Here is a 16,355-nt window from a genome sequence, read left to right as displayed (position 1 = left end):
CGCCCCGCGCCTCCGCCCGCCGGGAACGGTACTGCCGGGTGCCGTCCCGTGCCGCGACACGACCGGACAGGTGAGGCCCGGGCCCGTCCCGCGCCTCCGTCCGCCCTGGCGAGCGACCCTCGTACGGGTCCCGGAGCCCAGGTCGCGCCCGGCCGTCGATTCCCGCGCCGCGGTCCGTGCCTCGGTTCGCGTCCCAGCTCATACGCCCCCTCCTTCGACCGGAACCCGCTCCCAGAAGGCCGTGCAGAACCGGGCCAGAGGCCCCTTCGCCGCGCTCCCCGGCGGCGGCCCGCCGTCCGGCGGGAGGGACTCCGAAGGCAGTTCGCCCACCAGGGGCAGGTCGAGCAGACGGGCGACCTCACGGTCGTCGAGACCCGGCGCGCAGGGGCCGCGGACCACGATCCGCAGATCGCGCAGGACCATGCCGGCCACGGACGCCACCCGCCCGGCCGCCGCGACGGAGCGCAGGTCGGCGGGCACCACCAGCAGCCCCATGTCGAGCTGGGCGAGGATCTCGGCGACACCTTCGTCGATGCGACGGGGCAGGTCGACGACCACCGCGCCACCGCGCCGTCTGGCGGCGGCCAGCACCGCGCGCACCGCTTGCGGAGGAACGGTGACCGCGTCGCTCCGGTCCCAGCTCAGGACGCGCAGGGCGTGCAGTTCCGGAAGGGACTCCTCCAGGGCACCGCCGCCGACCCTGCCGCGGGATGCCGCGAACGCAGGCCAGCGCAGCCCCTCGGCCGCCTCCCCGCCCAGGAGTACGTCCAGTCCGCCTCCGAGGGGGTCCGCGTCCACGAGCAGGGTGCGCTTCCCCTCCCGCGCCGAGGTGACGGCGAGCGCGCAGGCGAGCGTGGAGGCACCGGCCCCGCCACGGCCGCCGAGCACGCCGACGGTGAGAGCGGGCCGGCCGACTCCTTCGGCCACGTCGGCGATGCGGTCGACGAGCCATTGCTCGCCGTCCGGCAGCACCAGGACGTGGTCGGCGCCGATCTCGACGGCACGCCGCCAGACTCCGGGATCGTCCTGGTCCCGGCCGACCAGCACCACTCCCCTTCTCCGCACGGCGCCCCGCACGCGCCGTGCCGCGTCGTCGCCGACCAGGACGAGAGGTGCCGTCTCCCAGCCGCCCCTGCGTTCCGGAATCCCGTGATGGACCTCGGGCCGCGCGCCCGCCGCCGCGCACAGGCGCAGCAGGTCGTCGAGGAGGTCGACGTCCTCGGTGACGATCAATGGTCCGCCCTGCCGCCCCTCGGCGGTGGGCGGCCGGTCATGGGTGATGGCTCCCGCCACGATCTCCAGCCCCCTTCGCTGCTTCTAGCGCGGGGCCCTCCAGGGCCCCTTGATTCCCGCTCGTGTGAAGAACCGGCGAGCGGCCTCCATATGAGCGGCCGATACGAACCGGTCAAACGCGTCCGACAAACGGAACCGGTCACGAACTGGCCGCGAACGGAGCGCGTGAGAATCACGGTGCAGCGATCCCGGAAATCGTGTGGATCTTGGTCGAAAACTGTGGACAACTCGGCGGCTGTGAATATCGCCTTCACGCCTACCGGTGAACACTCAACGACTTCCGCAGAGCATCCCGACGACTACGCACGGTGACGAATCGTGAGCGCGCAAAGAGGGCGGAATCAACCGCGCCGGGAAGGCTCCAGGGCCGCGCAGGAGGGGAAAAACCCGTCCGGACATGCGACGACCCCCGCCGGGGGGGAGAGCGGGGGTCGTCCCCACGGCCGACTCGGGGGGGGAGGAGTCGGACCGGGTTAGCACGGTCGCGAACGATCCGTGACTTCCATGGTGTACCCGAGAGCCTTCTCAGGCAAACCCACACGCCTCACCTTACGCCGAATGGTGGGCCCTATGCTCGACCTCGTGGAAAACCACTCCTTGCCTCGTACAGCGGCCTTCTTCGACCTGGACAAGACGGTCATTGCGAAGTCGAGCACGCTCACCTTCAGCAAGTCGTTCTACCAAGGCGGACTGATCAACCGCAGGGCGGCCTTGCGTACCGCATACATCCAGTTCGTGTTCCTGGCGGGGGGCGCCGACCACGACCAGATGGAGCGGATGCGCAAGTACCTGTCCTCGATGTGCCGCGGCTGGAACGTCCAACAGGTCAAGGAGATCGTCGCCGAGACGCTGCACGACCTCATCGACCCGATCATCTACGACGAGGCCGCGTCGCTCATCGAGCAGCACCACAGGGCCGGCCGGGACGTCGTGATCGTGTCCACGTCCGGCGCCGAGGTCGTCGAGCCGATCGGCGAGCTGCTCGGAGCCGACCGCGTCGTGGCGACCCGCATGGTCGTCGGCGAGGACGGCTGCTTCACCGGGGAGGTGGAGTACTACGCCTACGGACCCACGAAGGCCGAGGCGATCAAGGAGCTGGCCGCGTCGGAGGGGTACGACCTGGCCCGCTGCTACGCCTACAGCGACTCGGCTACCGACCTGCCGATGCTGGAGTCCGTCGGACACCCGCACGCGGTGAATCCGGACCGCGCGCTGCGCCGGGAGGCGGTCACCCGTTCGTGGCCGATCCTGGACTTCCACCGCCCGGTCCGGCTGAAGCAGCGACTGCCCGCCCTGTCCGTGCCTCCCCGCCCCGCCCTCGTCGCCGCGGCCGCGATAGGAGCGGCGGCGGCCACGGCGGGACTCGTCTGGTACGCCAGCCGACGGCGTGCGACGGCGGTGTGAGCCGTCACGCGCACGCGGCGACCCACTGAAGTCCGGTTCTCACCATTTTGAACCTAAAAGTAAAGAACTGCGGCCAGGGGTTTCACTTCCTCGGGACCTGGAGTACAAAGGGTTTAACGGCCCGCGAGACCAAGGACATCCGAGAGGATCACCTTCAAACGCAATCAGGCCCCACGGACCGAGCATGAACATCGAGCACCCACGCGACGTCGACCCGTCGATTACGGGCCAGCCGCACCAGGTGGCGGGCAAAAGTTCCCGACCTGATGGGCAACACACTCGAGGACGCTTGGTAACCCGGTGAACATGCCAGCGGCGGTACGAGTTCTCGTACCGCCGCAACCCTTTTCCGGACGTCCCGCACCCTTTACGCGGCGCCTCGCTGCAGCGCCTCGCAGACCGCTGCCGACTCCCTCGCGCCCAGTTCGACGGCCCTGCCGCAGTGCGCGATCCAGGCGGCCATGCCGTCCGGGGTGCCGGAGACGTAACCGTCCAGTGCCGCGAGATAGGCCGCGCGGCCGAGTTCCGCGTGGCCGACCTCCGCCGGACAGATGGACTTCGGGTCGAGACCGCTGCCGATCAGGACGATGCGTTCGGCGGCGCGCGCGACCAGCCCGTTGTGGGAGGCGAAGGGACGCAGGGCGATGAGCTCGCCGTGGACGACGGCCGCCGTGACCAGGGCCGGGGCGGAGCCACCCGCGATGATCAGCTGCGACAGGCCTTCGAGACGGCCGGCGACCTCGTCTGCGTCCGGCAGCGGCAGCTCCACCAGGGGCTCATCGGCCTTCTCCCCGCTCCGCCTCGGCCGGCCCACCGCGTCGCCCCGGTCGGCCGCCGCCACCAGGTGGAGCCGGGCCAGCACACGCAGGGGCGACTGCCGCCAGATGGACAGGAGCTGACCCGCCTCGGCGGTCAGCCGCAGGGCGGCGCCGACCGTACGGTCCTCCTCCGCCGCACTGAAGTCGGTACGCCGGCGCACCTCTTCGAGTGCCCAGTCGGCACCGGACAGCGCCGCGGAACCGCGGGCCCCGCGCAACGCCGCCTCGGACGTGATCTCGTTGCTGCGGCGCCGCATGATCCGGTGTCCGTAGACCCGGTCCACGGCCTTGCGCACGGACTCCACGGAATCGGCCACTCCGGGAAGCGAACCGAGGGCCGCGAGCGGATCGGCGGTCGCACCTGTCGTACTCATGAGTACGACATTACGCACCCTGGGTCCGCGCCCCACGAAGGAGTGGTCTTCTTCACGCCGCGCGAGCACGTGGAGCGACGATCGCACTACTCTTGGTGAACATGAAAATTGCTTTCGTCGGGAAGGGCGGCAGTGGCAAGACCACTCTGTCGTCGCTCTTCATCCGCCACCTCGCCGCTTCGGGCGCGCCTGTCGTCGCCGTGGACGCCGACATCAACCAGCATCTGGGAGCCGCGCTCGGGCTCGAAGAGACGGAGGCCGCGGCGCTCCCCGCCATGGGCGAGCGGCTGCCGCTCATCAAGGACTACCTGCGCGGCTCCAATCCGCGCATCGCGTCCGCCGAGACGATGATCAAGACGACCCCACCCGGGGAGGGCTCCCGGCTGCTGCGGGTCGACGAGACCAATCCGGTGTACGACGCCTGCGCCCGGCCGGTGGAACTCGACGGCGGCGTCGTCCGTTTGATGGTCACCGGCCCGTTCACCGAGGCCGATGTGGGAGTGGCCTGCTACCACTCCAAGACCGGTGCGGTGGAGCTCTGCCTGAACCACCTCGTCGACGGCCCCGGCGAGTACGTCGTCGTCGACATGACGGCGGGCTCCGACTCCTTCGCGTCCGGCTTGTTCACCCGCTTCGACATCACGTTCCTCGTCGCCGAACCGACCCGGAAGGGAGTCTCCGTCTATCGCCAGTACAAGGAGCACGCCCGCGACTTCGGCGTCACCCTGAAGGTCGTCGGCAACAAGGTTCAGAACCAGGACGACATCGACTTCCTGCGAGCGGAGACCGGTGACGACCTCCTGGTCACGGTCGGACACTCGGACTGGGTGCGCGCCATGGAGAAGGGCCGCCCTCCCCGGTTCGAGACCCTGGAGGAGACCAACCGGCACTCGCTGCGCGCCTTGCGGACCGCCACCGACGCCACGTACGGACTGCGCGACTGGGAGCGGTACACACGTCAGATGGTGCAGTTCCACCTGAAGAACGCCGTCGGCTGGGGCAACGCCAGGACCGGGACCGACCTCGCCGAACAGGTGGACCCCGGTTTCGTGCTCGGCGAAAGCCCCCTGGCCACCGCGTGAGCGGCCGGCGCGAAGCACCGCCGTGTGCTGAGTGACAGGACGGCCGCGAGCGTCACGACGGCCCGAGCGGCAGGACCGCCCGGGGCGCCGCTAAGGCTTGACCGCCGGCGCCCCGGGGACGCCCTTCGGGGCCGGAGCCGGACGGCGGGCGAGGAAGGAGGCCCAGCCCCGCTTCGGTGCCTCCCCGACCTGGAGACCGCGGAGCTTGTCGAGGGTGGCCGGGTCCTGGGCGTCGAGCCAGTCGGCCAGCTGCCGGAAGGAGACACACCGCACCTCGGCCTTGGTGCAGACGCGCTCGACGACCTCGTCGACGGCACGCATGTAGGTGCCGCCGTTCCACGACTCGAAGTGGTTGCCGATGATCAGCGGCGCCCGGTTGCCGTCATAGGCACGGTCGAAGCCCCTCAGCAGTCCGTCACGCATCTGGTCACCCCAGAGCTTCCGCTTGCCCGGGTCGCCCTGGGTCCGCGTGCCCGACTGGCCGGTCATGAAGTTGTAGTCCATGGCGAGCTGTTCGTAGGAGTGCCCGGGGAAGGGCACGAGCTGCATCGACAAATCCCACAGCCCCTCCTTCTTCTCTGGCCAGACCTGGTGGCCGACGCCGCTGGTGTCGTAGCGGAAGCCCAGCTCACGGGCCGCCTTCATGAAGTTCTCCCGGCCCTCCAGACAGGGGGTGCGGGCTCCGACGAGCTCCTTGTCGTAGTCGAAGGGCAGCGAAGCCGCTTCCTTCAGGCCCGAGTTGGTCCTCCAGGACTTCACGAACGACTTCGCCTGGGCGATCTCGCTCTTCCAGTCCGCGACCGACCATTGGCCGACCCCGGCCTCCGCACCGCAGAAGTGACCGTTGAAGTGCGTGCCGATCTCGTCGCCCTCCAGCCACGCACCGCGCAGCTGCTTCACGGTGTCCGCGATGCCCCGCTCGTCGTTGAAGCCGATCTCCGAGCTGCCGGGCGAGTGCTGCGGCGGCCGGTACAGATCACGCTTGTCCTCCGGCAGCATGTACACGCCGCTCAGGAAGTACGTCATCGTCGCCCCGTTGGCCCTGGAGAGCTTCCGGAAGTGGGAGAAGAGCTTCTGGCCGTCCTCGCCGGCACCGTCCCAGGAGAAGACCACGAACTGCGGCGGCCGCTGCCCCGGCTTCAGCCGTTCGGGCCGCGGCAGATGCGGCTGCGCCCCGGTGTACGAGGTGGAACCGTCGCCGATCAGGCGGACCGGGGCCCTGGGCGCCGGGGCCCCCACGGCCTTCCTCGCGCCACGCGCGCCTTCCGGGGAAGCCGTGGTGCCGCCCGCGCAACCGGCGAGCGCCGTGGCGCAGGCCGCGGCGAGCGCCACACCCGTGGCGGTCCTCTGGGTGACGGCCATGTTCCACCCTCCTTCTCCTCGGTCGGGCAGCGCCGGTCGGGGCGCCGGTGCGGCTGGGCACCGGCGGCGCCGCCAAGGTTTCACGGGACCGAGAAGGAATAAGTACGACAAGCCGATCAAAGGCTCACTTCACCCCAGGGGATGAATCAATGCCCCATTTGCTCCTATTTTCGACATCGACCCTTTACTCTGCATTACGATCCGTTTACCGAACGTTGAAAATCCCGCCGCTGCACGCCGTGACCCACGGCCGCGACCCGCCCCCGCCACTTCGGACGGGGGACCACCTGTTCCGCGACCGCGCTGCCCCGGAGGAGACGGGAACCATGTCTGCCTGCGTCCCCACCCGCGCCGCCGACTCGACTCGGCCCGCGCAGATCCATCAGCCCCACAGCCCCCCACCGACCCCGCCCCGACGCTTCCGCGTCGCGGGCGCCGACCTGTCCGCCTCGATCGCGGTCTTCCTGATCGCCCTTCCCCTGTCCCTCGGCATCGCCCTCGCCACCGGCGCGCCGCTCCAGGCCGGCCTGGTCGCCGCCGCCGCCGGCGGACTGGTAGTGGGACGGCTCGGCGGCTCGCCGCTCCAGGTGAGCGGGCCCGCCGCCGGACTCACCCTCGTCACGGCCGAGCTCATCCAGCACTACGGCTGGCGCGCGACCTGCGCGATCACCGTGTTCGCGGGAATCGCCCAGCTGGGCCTCGGCTGCCTGCGCGTGGCCCGTACGGCCCTGGCCGTCAGCCCCGCCATCGTGCACGGCATGCTCGCCGGAATCGGGGTGACCATCGCCGTCGCCCAGCTGCACATCGTGCTGGGAGGCACCCCGCAGAGCTCCGTTCTGGACAACCTCGTCGCGCTGCCGGACCAGGTGGCTCGCACGCACCCCGCGGCACTGTCGATGAGCGTGCTGACCTTGGCGCTGCTGTTCGCCTGGCCGCGCCTTCCCGGGCGGGCCGGGCAGGTGCTGCGCAAGGTCCCCGCCGCGCTGATCGCCGTCGCCGGAGCCACCCTGGCCGCCTCTACCACGGGACTGAAGCTGCCCCGGGTCGAACTGCCGTCCTGGAGCAGCCACGCGCTGGCCGGGCTGCCCGAGGGCCCGGTGCTCGGCGTCGTCGCCGCCGTCCTCACCGTGACGCTGGTGTGCAGCGTGCAGTCGCTCCTGGGGGCCGTCGCGGTGGACAAGCTGGTGAGCGGCCGTCCGGAACTCCAGGGCCGCGTGGGCCGTTCCCGCCTCGACCGGGAGCTGCTCGGACAGGGCGCCGCCAATGTCGTCTCCGGCGCGCTCGGCGGACTGCCCGTCGCCGGGGTCGCGGTACGAAGTTCCGCGAATGTGCAAGCGGGTGCCGTCAGCCGGAACTCCACGATCCTGCACGGCGTTTTCGTAGTGATCGCCGCGCTGCTGATGGTCCCGATCCTGGAGCTGATCCCCCTCGCATCGCTCGCCGCCCTGGTGATGGCCGTCGGCATCCAGATGGTGTCCCTGCTCCACATCCGCACGGTCACCCGCCACCGTGAGGTGCTGGTGTACGCCGTCACCACGCTCGGCGTCGTGTTCCTCGGGGTTCTCGAGGGCGTGGCCCTGGGTGTCTCCGTGGCCGTCGGTGTCGCCCTGCACCGCCTCGGCCGCACCCGCATCACACACGAAGAGAGGGAAGGAGTCCATCACGTACATGTACGAGGTCAGTTGACGTTCCTCGCGGTGCCCCGGCTCAGCCGCGCCCTGCACCTCGTGCCCCGAGGTGCGGACGCCGTCGTGCGGCTGGACGGCTCGTTCATGGACCACGCCGCGTACGAGTCGCTGCAGGACTGGCAGAGCACCCACGTCGCCCAAGGAGGCACGGTCGATCTCGGCGGACGGAGCGGAACGCGGATCGCCGAGCCCGAGACCTCCGGACACTGCCGCTGCCGGCCCTGGACACCTTGGCGGAACCACCAGTGCGACGCCGCCGCCGAACCAGGATCCCCGCCCTCGGACGCGTCTTCGGACGGCTCGGACGGACAGGAGGAGAAGGAGAGCGGCGAGACCAGACCGAGCGGACATCAACTGGCGCGCGGAATCAGCGCGTTCCAGCGCAACACCGCACCCCTGGTGCGCGACGAGCTGGCCCGGCTGGCCCGGGAAGGACAACGGCCCTCCCAGCTGTTCCTGACCTGCGCCGACTCCCGGCTCGTCACCTCGATGATCACATCCAGTGGTCCAGGCGACCTCTTCGTCGTACGGAACGTGGGCAACCTCGTGCCGCCGCCCGGAGAGGAGAGCGGGGACGACTCGGTGGCCGCGGCCATCGAGTACGCGGTGGACGTGCTGAAGGTGCGGTCCATCACGGTGTGCGGGCACTCCGGGTGCGGGGCCATGCAGGCCCTGCTGGCCTCCGAGCCCGGAGGGGCGCTCACACCGCTCAAGCGGTGGCTGCGGCACGGGCGGCCGAGCCTGGACCGGATGGCCGCGGACGACAGGCCGTGGGCACGGATCGCCGGACGGGCACCCGCCGACGCGGTGGAGCAGCTCTGCCTGAGCAACGTGGTGCAGCAGTTGGAGCACCTGCGCGCACATGAGTCCGTGGCACGGGCCCTGCGGGAGGGCGCGCTCGAACTGCAGGGGATGTACTTCCACGTCGGGGAGGCCCAGGCGTATCTGCTGGCCGACGTCGACGGGACCGAGCTGTTCGATCACGTGGGCGCTTTCGATCACGCGGGCGTGGCGGAGGAACCGCAACACCCGGTGTGATCGGGCGGTGGTGCGCGGCCCTGGTCGGCGGGGCCGCGCACCACGAACGACCTCCGCCGCCGGCGTTCCGGTCCCGGTCGCCGGGCGAGGCGCCGGTCCGCCCGGTTGCACGACGGAGTGCCGGGGCTCGCGGCGCCGGACGGGGAAGCACGAGGGGAAGGAGGGCGGGGGCGGGGGCACGGGGCGGGGGAAGGGGGCGGGGAACCGGGGCACGGGGAGCCGGGGTACGGGGCGGAGTGGGGGTTGAGAAAACCGGGGCGGCACGTTCCCGTGGGCGCGGACGGGGCGAACCCGAAGTATGAATCCGACGGGCGGTACGGACGTGTCCCGAAGGGGCAGACTCGTGCGGACCCGTGTGGTCTCGCGAAGGGCAGCGGGGCCGTACCGCGGGGCGAGGACGTACGGCGCGGGCCGAGGCCCGGCCCGACGACACAGGATAGGTCTAAACCAATTTACGATCGACCCTTGTCACCGGGCCCCCGGTCTGATGAGCTGTGGCCTGGGACACAACGGACACCCTGGGAAAGGGAGATGTCGTGAGCAACGAAAGCCTGGCCAACCTGCTGAAGGAAGAGCGCAGGTTCGCGCCGCCCGCCGACCTGGCGGCGAACGCCAATGTCACCGCGGAGGCGTATGAGCAGGCCAAGGCTGACAGGCTCGGCTTCTGGGCCGAGCAGGCCCGTCGGCTGACCTGGGCCACCGAGCCGACCGAGACACTGGACTGGTCCAACCCGCCGTTCGCGAAGTGGTTCGCCGACGGGAAGCTGAACGTCGCGTACAACTGCGTGGACCGGCACGTCGAGGCCGGGAACGGTGACCGCGTCGCCATCCACTTCGAGGGTGAGCCGGGCGACAGCCGGGCCATCACCTACGCCGAGCTCAAGGACGAGGTGTCGAAGGCCGCGAACGCCCTCACCGAGCTGGGCGTCGGCAAGGGCGACCGGGTCGCCGTGTACCTGCCGATGATCCCCGAGGCCGTCGTCTCGATGCTGGCGTGCGCCCGTATCGGCGCGGCGCACTCGGTGGTCTTCGGCGGTTTCTCCGCCGACGCGATCGCCACCCGCATCCAGGACGCCGACGCCAAGCTGGTCATCACCGCCGACGGCGGTTACCGGCGCGGGAAGCCGTCCGCGCTCAAGCCCGCCGTCGACGACGCGGTGAGCCGGGTCGACGGCGTCGACAAGGTGCTGGTGGTGCGCCGCACCGGTGAGGACGTCGCCTGGACCGAGGGCCGCGACGTGTGGTGGCACGACGTCGTCGGACGGCAGTCGGCCGAGCACACGCCGGAGGCGTTCGACGCCGAGCACCCGCTGTTCATCCTCTACACCTCCGGGACCACCGGGAAGCCCAAGGGCATCCTGCACACCTCGGGCGGCTACCTCACGCAGGCCTCGTACACCCACCACGCCGTCTTCGACCTCAAGCCGGAGACGGACGTGTACTGGTGCACGGCCGACATCGGCTGGGTCACCGGGCACTCGTACATCACGTACGGGCCGCTCTCGAACGGCGCGACGCAGGTCATGTACGAGGGCACCCCGGACACGCCGCACCAGGGCCGGTTCTGGGAGATCGTGCAGAAGTACGGGGTGACGATCCTCTACACGGCGCCCACGGCCATCCGCACGTTCATGAAGTGGGGCGACGACATCCCCGCGAAGTTCGACCTCACCTCGCTGCGGGTGCTCGGGTCGGTCGGCGAGCCGATCAACCCCGAGGCGTGGATCTGGTACCGCAAGCACATCGGCGGGGACCGGACGCCGATCGTCGACACCTGGTGGCAGACCGAGACCGGCGCGATGATGATCTCGCCGCTGCCCGGGGTCACTGAGACGAAGCCCGGCTCGGCACAGCGGGCGCTGCCCGGCATCTCCGCCACGGTCGTCGACGACGAGGCGAACGAGGTGCCCGACGGCGGTGGCGGCTACCTCGTGCTGACCGAGCCGTGGCCGTCGATGCTCCGCACGATCTGGGGTGACGACCAGCGGTTCCTCGACACGTACTGGTCCCGCTTCGAGGGCAAGTACTTCGCCGGTGACGGCGCCAAGAAGGACGACGACGGTGACGTCTGGCTGCTCGGGCGCGTCGACGACGTGATGCTCGTGTCCGGGCACAACATCTCGACGACCGAGGTCGAGTCGGCCCTCGTCTCCCACCCGGCGGTCGCCGAGGCGGCCGTCGTGGGCGCCGCGGACGAGACCACCGGGCAGGCGATCGTCGCCTTCGTCATCCTGCGCGGGACGGCTTCCGCCGAGGACGAGGGACTGGTGGCGGAGCTGCGCAACCACGTGGGCACCACGCTCGGTCCCATCGCCAAGCCGAAGCGGGTCCTGCCGGTGGCCGAGCTGCCGAAGACCCGGTCCGGGAAGATCATGCGTCGTCTGTTGCGCGACGTCGCCGAGAACCGTGAACTCGGTGACGTCACGACGCTGACCGACAGCACGGTCATGGATCTGATCCAGGCGAAGCTGCCGGCCGCGCCCAGCGAGGACTGAGGCGGGCTCACCCCGCCGGCCCGGCCCTGAGGGGTGCGGGAGCACGGTCACCGTGCTCCCGCACCCCTCAGGTGTTTCCACCCCCTCAGGTGTTTCCGCCCGCGCCCACGACGACCGCGGGGCCCGCGAGGCCCGATCCGTCGGCGGTCGTCGCCGCGGCGCCCCATCGGCCCAGCCGACAGGCCCCGTGCCCGGTTCGGCCGTAACGTGAAGATCCCCCCACCGAGCCGGCCGCACCGTGGGTAAGGTGAGCAAAGCGTCAAAGACGTGACAAGATCGTTCATGGTGTGCCGGGAAGTCTGGTCGGCGAGTGCTCCGTCCTGCCTGCTCGACCGGAGGTCCTCCCCGTGGCCACACCCACCGGCACCGCCCCCCGCAAGTTCCTCGGCCTGATGTCCCTGCCGGAGCGGAACTTCGTGGCGGACGCGCTGCGCACCGAGACCGTGGGCGGAGTGCTCCTGCTGATCGCCGCGGTCGCGGCGCTGATCTGGGCGAACACCCTGCCGCACAGCTACGAGACCGTCTCCCACTACCACTTCGGACCGGCCGCCATCGGGCTCGACCTGTCCGTGGAGCACTGGGCGGCCGACGGGCTGCTCGCCATCTTCTTCTTCGTCGCCGGCATCGAGCTGAAGCGCGAGCTGGTGGCCGGGGATCTGCGGGACCCGAAGGCCGCCGTGCTGCCCGTGGCCGCCGCGGTCTGCGGCATGGCCGTTCCCGCGGTCGTCTATGTCCTGACCAACGTCTCCGGCCACGGCTCGCTCGAAGGATGGGCCGTCCCCACCGCCACCGACATCGCCTTCGCGCTCGCCGTGCTCGCCGTCATCGGGACGTCGTTGCCGTCCGCCCTGCGCGCTTTCCTCCTCACCCTCGCCGTGGTCGACGACCTGTTCGCGATCCTGATCATCGCCGTGTTCTTCACGTCCTCCATCGACCTCGCGGCGCTCGGCGGGTCCCTCCTCGGCCTCGGCCTCTTCTGGCTGCTGCTGCGCAAGGAAGTACGCGGCTGGTACGTGTACGTCCCGCTCGCGCTGGTCATCTGGGCCCTGATGTACAACAGCGGCATCCACGCCACCATCGCCGGTGTCGCCATGGGCCTGATGCTCCGCTGCCACCAGCGCGAAGGCGAGGAGCACTCCCCGGGCGAGCACATCGAGCATCTCGTGCGCCCGGTGTCGGCGGGGATCGCCGTGCCGCTGTTCGCCCTGTTCAGCGCGGGCGTCGTGGTCTCCGGCGGCGCGATCCACGACGTGTTCACCCGGCCCGAGACGCTCGGCGTGGTGCTCGGACTCGTCGTCGGCAAGGCGGTCGGCATCTTCGGCGGCACCTGGCTGACGGCCCGGTTCACCAGGGCCTCGCTCAGCGACGACCTGGAATGGGCCGACGTCGTCGCCGTCGCCACCCTCGCCGGCATCGGCTTCACCGTCTCCCTCCTCATCGGCGAACTCGCCTACGAGGGCAACCCGATCCTCACCGAGGAGACCAAGGCGGCCGTCCTGATCGGCTCGTTCGTCGCGGCCGTGCTCGCCACGGCGCTGCTGAAGATACGCAACTCCAAGTACCGCTCGCTGTGCGAGGCCGAGGAGCGCGACGACGACCTCGACGGCATCCCCGACATCTACGAGAAGGACAATCCCGCGTACCACCTGCGCATGGCCGAGATCTATGAACGGAAGGCCGCGGAACACCGCAGGCTTGGCGAAGTGGCGGGTGGGGCAGGCGAGGGGGACGACGGTCCGGCATGATCTGACAGGACTGTACAAACACATGCAGAAGAGGGAGATCGCGATGAGCGCACCCGACGGGACGCCGGTCGGTGCCGAACGCAGTATCGGCCAGTTGGTCGCCGCGGCGACGACCGAGATGTCCGCGCTGGTGCACGACGAGATCGCGCTGGCGAAGGCGCAGCTCAAGCAGGACGTCAAGCGCGGCGCGGTCAGCGGCGGCGCGTTCTCGGCGGCCGGGGCGGTCCTGATCTTCTCCCTGCCGATGCTCAGTTTCGCCCTCGCGTACGGCATCCGGACCTGGAGCGACTGGAACCTCGCGATCTGCTTCCTGCTGTCGTTCGCGGCGAACGTGCTGGTCGCGGCCGTGCTCGCGCTGATCGGCACGGTCTTCGCCAAGAAGGCCAAGAAGGGCAAGGGACCGCAGAAGGTCGCCGCCTCCGTGAAGGAGACGGCGGGTGTTCTGCAGAACGCCAAGCCGCACCCCCGGCCCGAACCGGTCGAGGACGCCGTCGAGGCTGTGGCACGCTCATCCTCATGACGGACCCCGCCACACCTTCGGCTCAACCCACCTCGGTCGTACGGATCGACCTTCCCGGCGGCCGCAAGGTCACGCACCGCGACGTGGCCGCCAACGGCGCGCGTTTCCACATCGCCGAGCTCGGCGACGGACCGCTCGTCCTGCTGCTGCACGGCTTCCCGCAGTTCTGGTGGACCTGGCGGCACCAGCTCGTCGCGCTCGCCGACGCCGGGTTCCGGGCCGTCGCCATGGACCTGCGGGGCGTCGGCGGCAGCGACCGCACCCCGCGCGGCTACGACCCCGCCAACCTCGCGCTCGACATCACCGGGGTCGTGCGTTCCCTCGGCGAGCCCGACGCCGCCCTGGTCGGACACGACCTCGGCGGCTATCTGGCGTGGACGGCGGCCGCCATGCGGCCCAAGCTGGTCCGCCGGCTCGCGGTGTCGTCCATGCCGCATCCGCGGCGCTGGCGTTCCGCGATGCTCTCCGACGTCAGACAGACGGCGGCGGGCTCGTACGTCTGGGGATTCCAGCGCCCCTGGATCCCGGAGCGCCAACTCCTCGCCGACGACGCCGCCCTGGTGGGCCGTCTGGTGAGCGACTGGTCGGGCCCCCGGCAGCCGGACGAGGAGACCCTGGAGACGTACCGCCGGGCCATGCGCATCCCCTCGACCGCGCACTGCTCCATCGAGCCGTACCGCTGGATGGTGCGGTCCATGGCGCGCCCGGACGGCATCCAGTTCAACCGGCGCATGAAGCGGCCTGTGCGGGTGCCGACACTGCATCTGCACGGTTCGCTCGATCCGGTGATGCGGACGCGGAGTGCGGCGGGCTCCGGGGAGTACGTCGAAGCGCCTTACCGCTGGCGGCTGTTCGACGGGCTCGGCCACTTCCCGCACGAAGAGGATCCGGTCGCATTCTCCACCGAACTGATCAACTGGCTGAAGGATCCGGAACCCGATCGGTGACACCTCGGTCACCCGCGCGCGACCGTCCGGACACACCCGGTGCCGTGTCCGGAACGCGGACCGTGAACACCCGTCCTACGAAAGGCCAATTGCCCGGCGCATAGGCCAATTGAGGGGCCGGGGCGAGGTTATCGACCTTGGGGCGGGGGCAGACGTCGGGGTATGGGCTGGACGCACGACTACAGTGACGCAGCACGCGATCGCCGCTCGGCCGCAGGTCCGAGCTCTCATCGAGGAGGCGACCCGCAGCTGACGGGCACGGATCCCCGCGTGGGGATTCCGCGCATTCTGCGGCGCCGGGCCCGCTGGGTCTCCGTGCGGCTGCGCCATCCACGCGGCTGAGACCCGAGGCCGAGACCCGCGGCCGAGGCCCCGCCCACCGGTCAGAGCGCGCAGCTGTCGCTGTCCACCTGCTGGTCGGCCGTGCGCCCCTTGGCGATGTCCTGCCGGACCTCGTCCGCGGTGAGCGCGTAGCCGGTCTCGGCGTCGTCGAGCGACTTCGCGAAGACCACGCCGTACACCTTGCCCTCGGGTGTGAGCAGCGGTCCGCCGGAGTTTCCCTGGCGGACCGTCGCGTACAGCGAGTAGACATCGCGGCGCACGGTCTTGCGGTGGTAGATGTCCGGGCCGTTGGCCGTGATGCGGCCCCGCACGCGCGCGGGCTGGACGTTGTACGAGCCGTTCTGCGGGAACCCGGCGACGATCGCGCTGTCACCGCTGCTCGCGTCCCCGGTGCTGAACCGCAGCGCGGGCGCCTTCAGGTTCGGCACGTCGAGTACGGCGATGTCGCGCTCCCAGTCGTAGAGGACGACCGTGGCGTCGTACTTCTTGCCCCGGCCGCCTATCTGGACGGTGGGTTCGTCGACCCCGCCGACCACGTGCGCGTTGGTCATCACACGGCGGTCGCTGAAGACGAAACCGGTGCCCTCGAGGACCTTGCCACAACTCTGGGCGGTGCCCATGACCTTGACGATCGAGTTCTGCGAGCGGGTGGCGACGGGACTGGCGGCGAGCCGGGGGTCGGGCGGCTGGACCTCCGTGATGGGCTCGTTGGCGAACGGGCTGAAGACCTGCGGGAAGCCGTTCTGCGCGAGGACCGAGGAGAAGTCGGCGAACCAGGTGTTGGCCTGGTTGGGAAGCGCGCGGGAAACCCCCAGCAGCACCTTGGAGTTGCGGACCTCCTTGCCGAGCGTCGGCAGCGTCGTGCCGGCGAGGGCGGAGCCGATCAGCCAGGCGACGAGCAGCATCGCCACGACGTTCACGAGGGCGCCGCCGGTCGCGTCCAGGGCTCTGGCCGGTGACCAAGTGATGTACCGGCGCAGCTTGTTGCCGAGGTGTGTGGTGAGTGCCTGGCCGACGGAGGCGCAGACGATGACGACGACCACGGCGACGACGGCGGCGGTCGTGCTCACCTTGCTGTCGTCGGTCGTCCAGTCCCAGACGACCGGGAGCAGGTAGACGGCGACGAGACCGCCGCCCAGGAAGCCGATCACCGACAGGATGCCGACGACGAAGCCCTGGCGGTAGCCCACGATCGCGAACCACACGGCGGCGACCAGCAACAGGATGTCCAGCACATTCACGAAGGT

General features: G+C 70.4%; 12 protein-coding genes. 8 read left to right on the top strand and 4 right to left on the bottom strand.

From position 1 onward, the window contains the following. Window positions 1–198 precede the first annotated feature (198 nt). Window positions 199–1,293 (bottom strand): septum site-determining protein Ssd, encoded by a 1,095-nt coding sequence (gene ssd, locus ACICHK_RS21870; RefSeq protein ID WP_406838228.1) that lies wholly within the window; start codon window positions 1,291–1,293, stop codon window positions 199–201. A gap of 570 nt (window positions 1,294–1,863) precedes the next feature. Here ssd and ACICHK_RS21865 point away from each other — a divergent pair. After that, complete coding sequence (locus ACICHK_RS21865) at window positions 1,864–2,697, top strand: HAD family phosphatase (RefSeq protein WP_151472495.1); 834 nt, start codon at window positions 1,864–1,866, stop codon at window positions 2,695–2,697. A gap of 367 nt (window positions 2,698–3,064) precedes the next feature. On the opposite strand, the gene ACICHK_RS21860 is transcribed toward ACICHK_RS21865, so the two are convergent. Further along, a complete protein-coding gene (locus ACICHK_RS21860) occupies window positions 3,065–3,889 on the bottom strand; it encodes a Fic family protein (protein WP_151472494.1) in 825 nt (274 codons plus the stop codon). Window positions 3,890–3,990: 101 nt separating this feature from the next. On the opposite strand from ACICHK_RS21860, the gene ACICHK_RS21855 reads away from it, so the two are divergent. Next, complete coding sequence (locus ACICHK_RS21855) at window positions 3,991–4,971, top strand: ATP-binding protein (RefSeq protein ID WP_406838227.1); 981 nt, start codon at window positions 3,991–3,993, stop codon at window positions 4,969–4,971. 90 nt (window positions 4,972–5,061) lie between these two features. Here ACICHK_RS21855 and ACICHK_RS21850 read toward each other — a convergent pair whose 3' ends face one another. Beyond that, a complete protein-coding gene (locus ACICHK_RS21850; RefSeq protein WP_406838226.1) occupies window positions 5,062–6,333 on the bottom strand; it encodes a hypothetical protein in 1,272 nt (423 codons plus the stop codon). A 326-nt stretch (window positions 6,334–6,659) separates the two neighbouring features. On the opposite strand from ACICHK_RS21850, the gene ACICHK_RS21845 reads away from it, so the two are divergent. The 6 genes from ACICHK_RS21845 (at window position 6,660) to ACICHK_RS21820 (ending at window position 15,108) form a co-directional block, all read left to right on the top strand. Next, a complete protein-coding gene (locus tag ACICHK_RS21845) occupies window positions 6,660–9,059 on the top strand; it encodes a SulP family inorganic anion transporter (RefSeq protein ID WP_406838225.1) in 2,400 nt (799 codons plus the stop codon). 494 nt (window positions 9,060–9,553) lie between these two features. Then, window positions 9,554–11,554, top strand: coding sequence for an acetate--CoA ligase (acs, locus tag ACICHK_RS21840; protein WP_406838224.1), 2,001 nt, complete (start codon window positions 9,554–9,556; stop codon window positions 11,552–11,554). 392 nt (window positions 11,555–11,946) lie between these two features. Then, a complete protein-coding gene (gene nhaA, locus ACICHK_RS21835) occupies window positions 11,947–13,299 on the top strand; it encodes a Na+/H+ antiporter NhaA (RefSeq protein ID WP_406841282.1) in 1,353 nt (450 codons plus the stop codon). Between the two features lie 43 nt (window positions 13,300–13,342). After that, window positions 13,343–13,819, top strand: a complete 477-nt coding sequence (locus ACICHK_RS21830; RefSeq protein ID WP_151472488.1) for a phage holin family protein — start codon at window positions 13,343–13,345, stop codon at window positions 13,817–13,819. Then, window positions 13,816–14,766 (top strand): alpha/beta fold hydrolase, encoded by a 951-nt coding sequence (locus ACICHK_RS21825; protein WP_406838223.1) that lies wholly within the window; start codon window positions 13,816–13,818, stop codon window positions 14,764–14,766. The genes ACICHK_RS21830 and ACICHK_RS21825 overlap by 4 nt, the downstream gene beginning before the upstream one ends. A gap of 162 nt (window positions 14,767–14,928) precedes the next feature. Next, entirely contained in the window at window positions 14,929–15,108 is a 180-nt protein-coding gene (locus ACICHK_RS21820; protein ID WP_151472486.1) for a hypothetical protein, read from the top strand. Between the two features lie 41 nt (window positions 15,109–15,149). On the opposite strand, the gene ACICHK_RS21815 is transcribed toward ACICHK_RS21820, so the two are convergent. Further along, window positions 15,150–16,349, bottom strand: a complete 1,200-nt coding sequence (locus ACICHK_RS21815; protein WP_151472485.1) for a MarP family serine protease — start codon at window positions 16,347–16,349, stop codon at window positions 15,150–15,152. Window positions 16,350–16,355 lie beyond the last annotated feature (6 nt).

Source organism: Streptomyces sp. AHU1, from assembly GCF_045343905.1.
Lineage (GTDB): Bacteria > Actinomycetota > Actinomycetes > Streptomycetales > Streptomycetaceae > Streptomyces > Streptomyces triticiradicis.
This window is presented reverse-complemented; position numbering and strand designations above follow the sequence as displayed.

Coding starts and splice junctions, on each gene's coding strand:
- ACICHK_RS21860 (WP_151472494.1), bottom strand. CDS start 3,889: ATGAGTACGACAGGTGCGACCGCCGATCCGCTCGCGGCCCTCGGTTCG.
- ACICHK_RS21825 (WP_406838223.1), top strand. CDS start 13,816: ATGACGGACCCCGCCACACCTTCGGCTCAACCCACCTCGGTCGTACGG.
- ACICHK_RS21850 (WP_406838226.1), bottom strand. CDS start 6,333: ATGGCCGTCACCCAGAGGACCGCCACGGGTGTGGCGCTCGCCGCGGCC.
- ACICHK_RS21845 (WP_406838225.1), top strand. CDS start 6,660: ATGTCTGCCTGCGTCCCCACCCGCGCCGCCGACTCGACTCGGCCCGCG.
- ACICHK_RS21865 (WP_151472495.1), top strand. CDS start 1,864: ATGCTCGACCTCGTGGAAAACCACTCCTTGCCTCGTACAGCGGCCTTC.
- ACICHK_RS21820 (WP_151472486.1), top strand. CDS start 14,929: ATGGGCTGGACGCACGACTACAGTGACGCAGCACGCGATCGCCGCTCG.
- ACICHK_RS21830 (WP_151472488.1), top strand. CDS start 13,343: ATGAGCGCACCCGACGGGACGCCGGTCGGTGCCGAACGCAGTATCGGC.
- nhaA (WP_406841282.1), top strand. CDS start 11,947: ATGTCCCTGCCGGAGCGGAACTTCGTGGCGGACGCGCTGCGCACCGAG.
- ACICHK_RS21855 (WP_406838227.1), top strand. CDS start 3,991: ATGAAAATTGCTTTCGTCGGGAAGGGCGGCAGTGGCAAGACCACTCTG.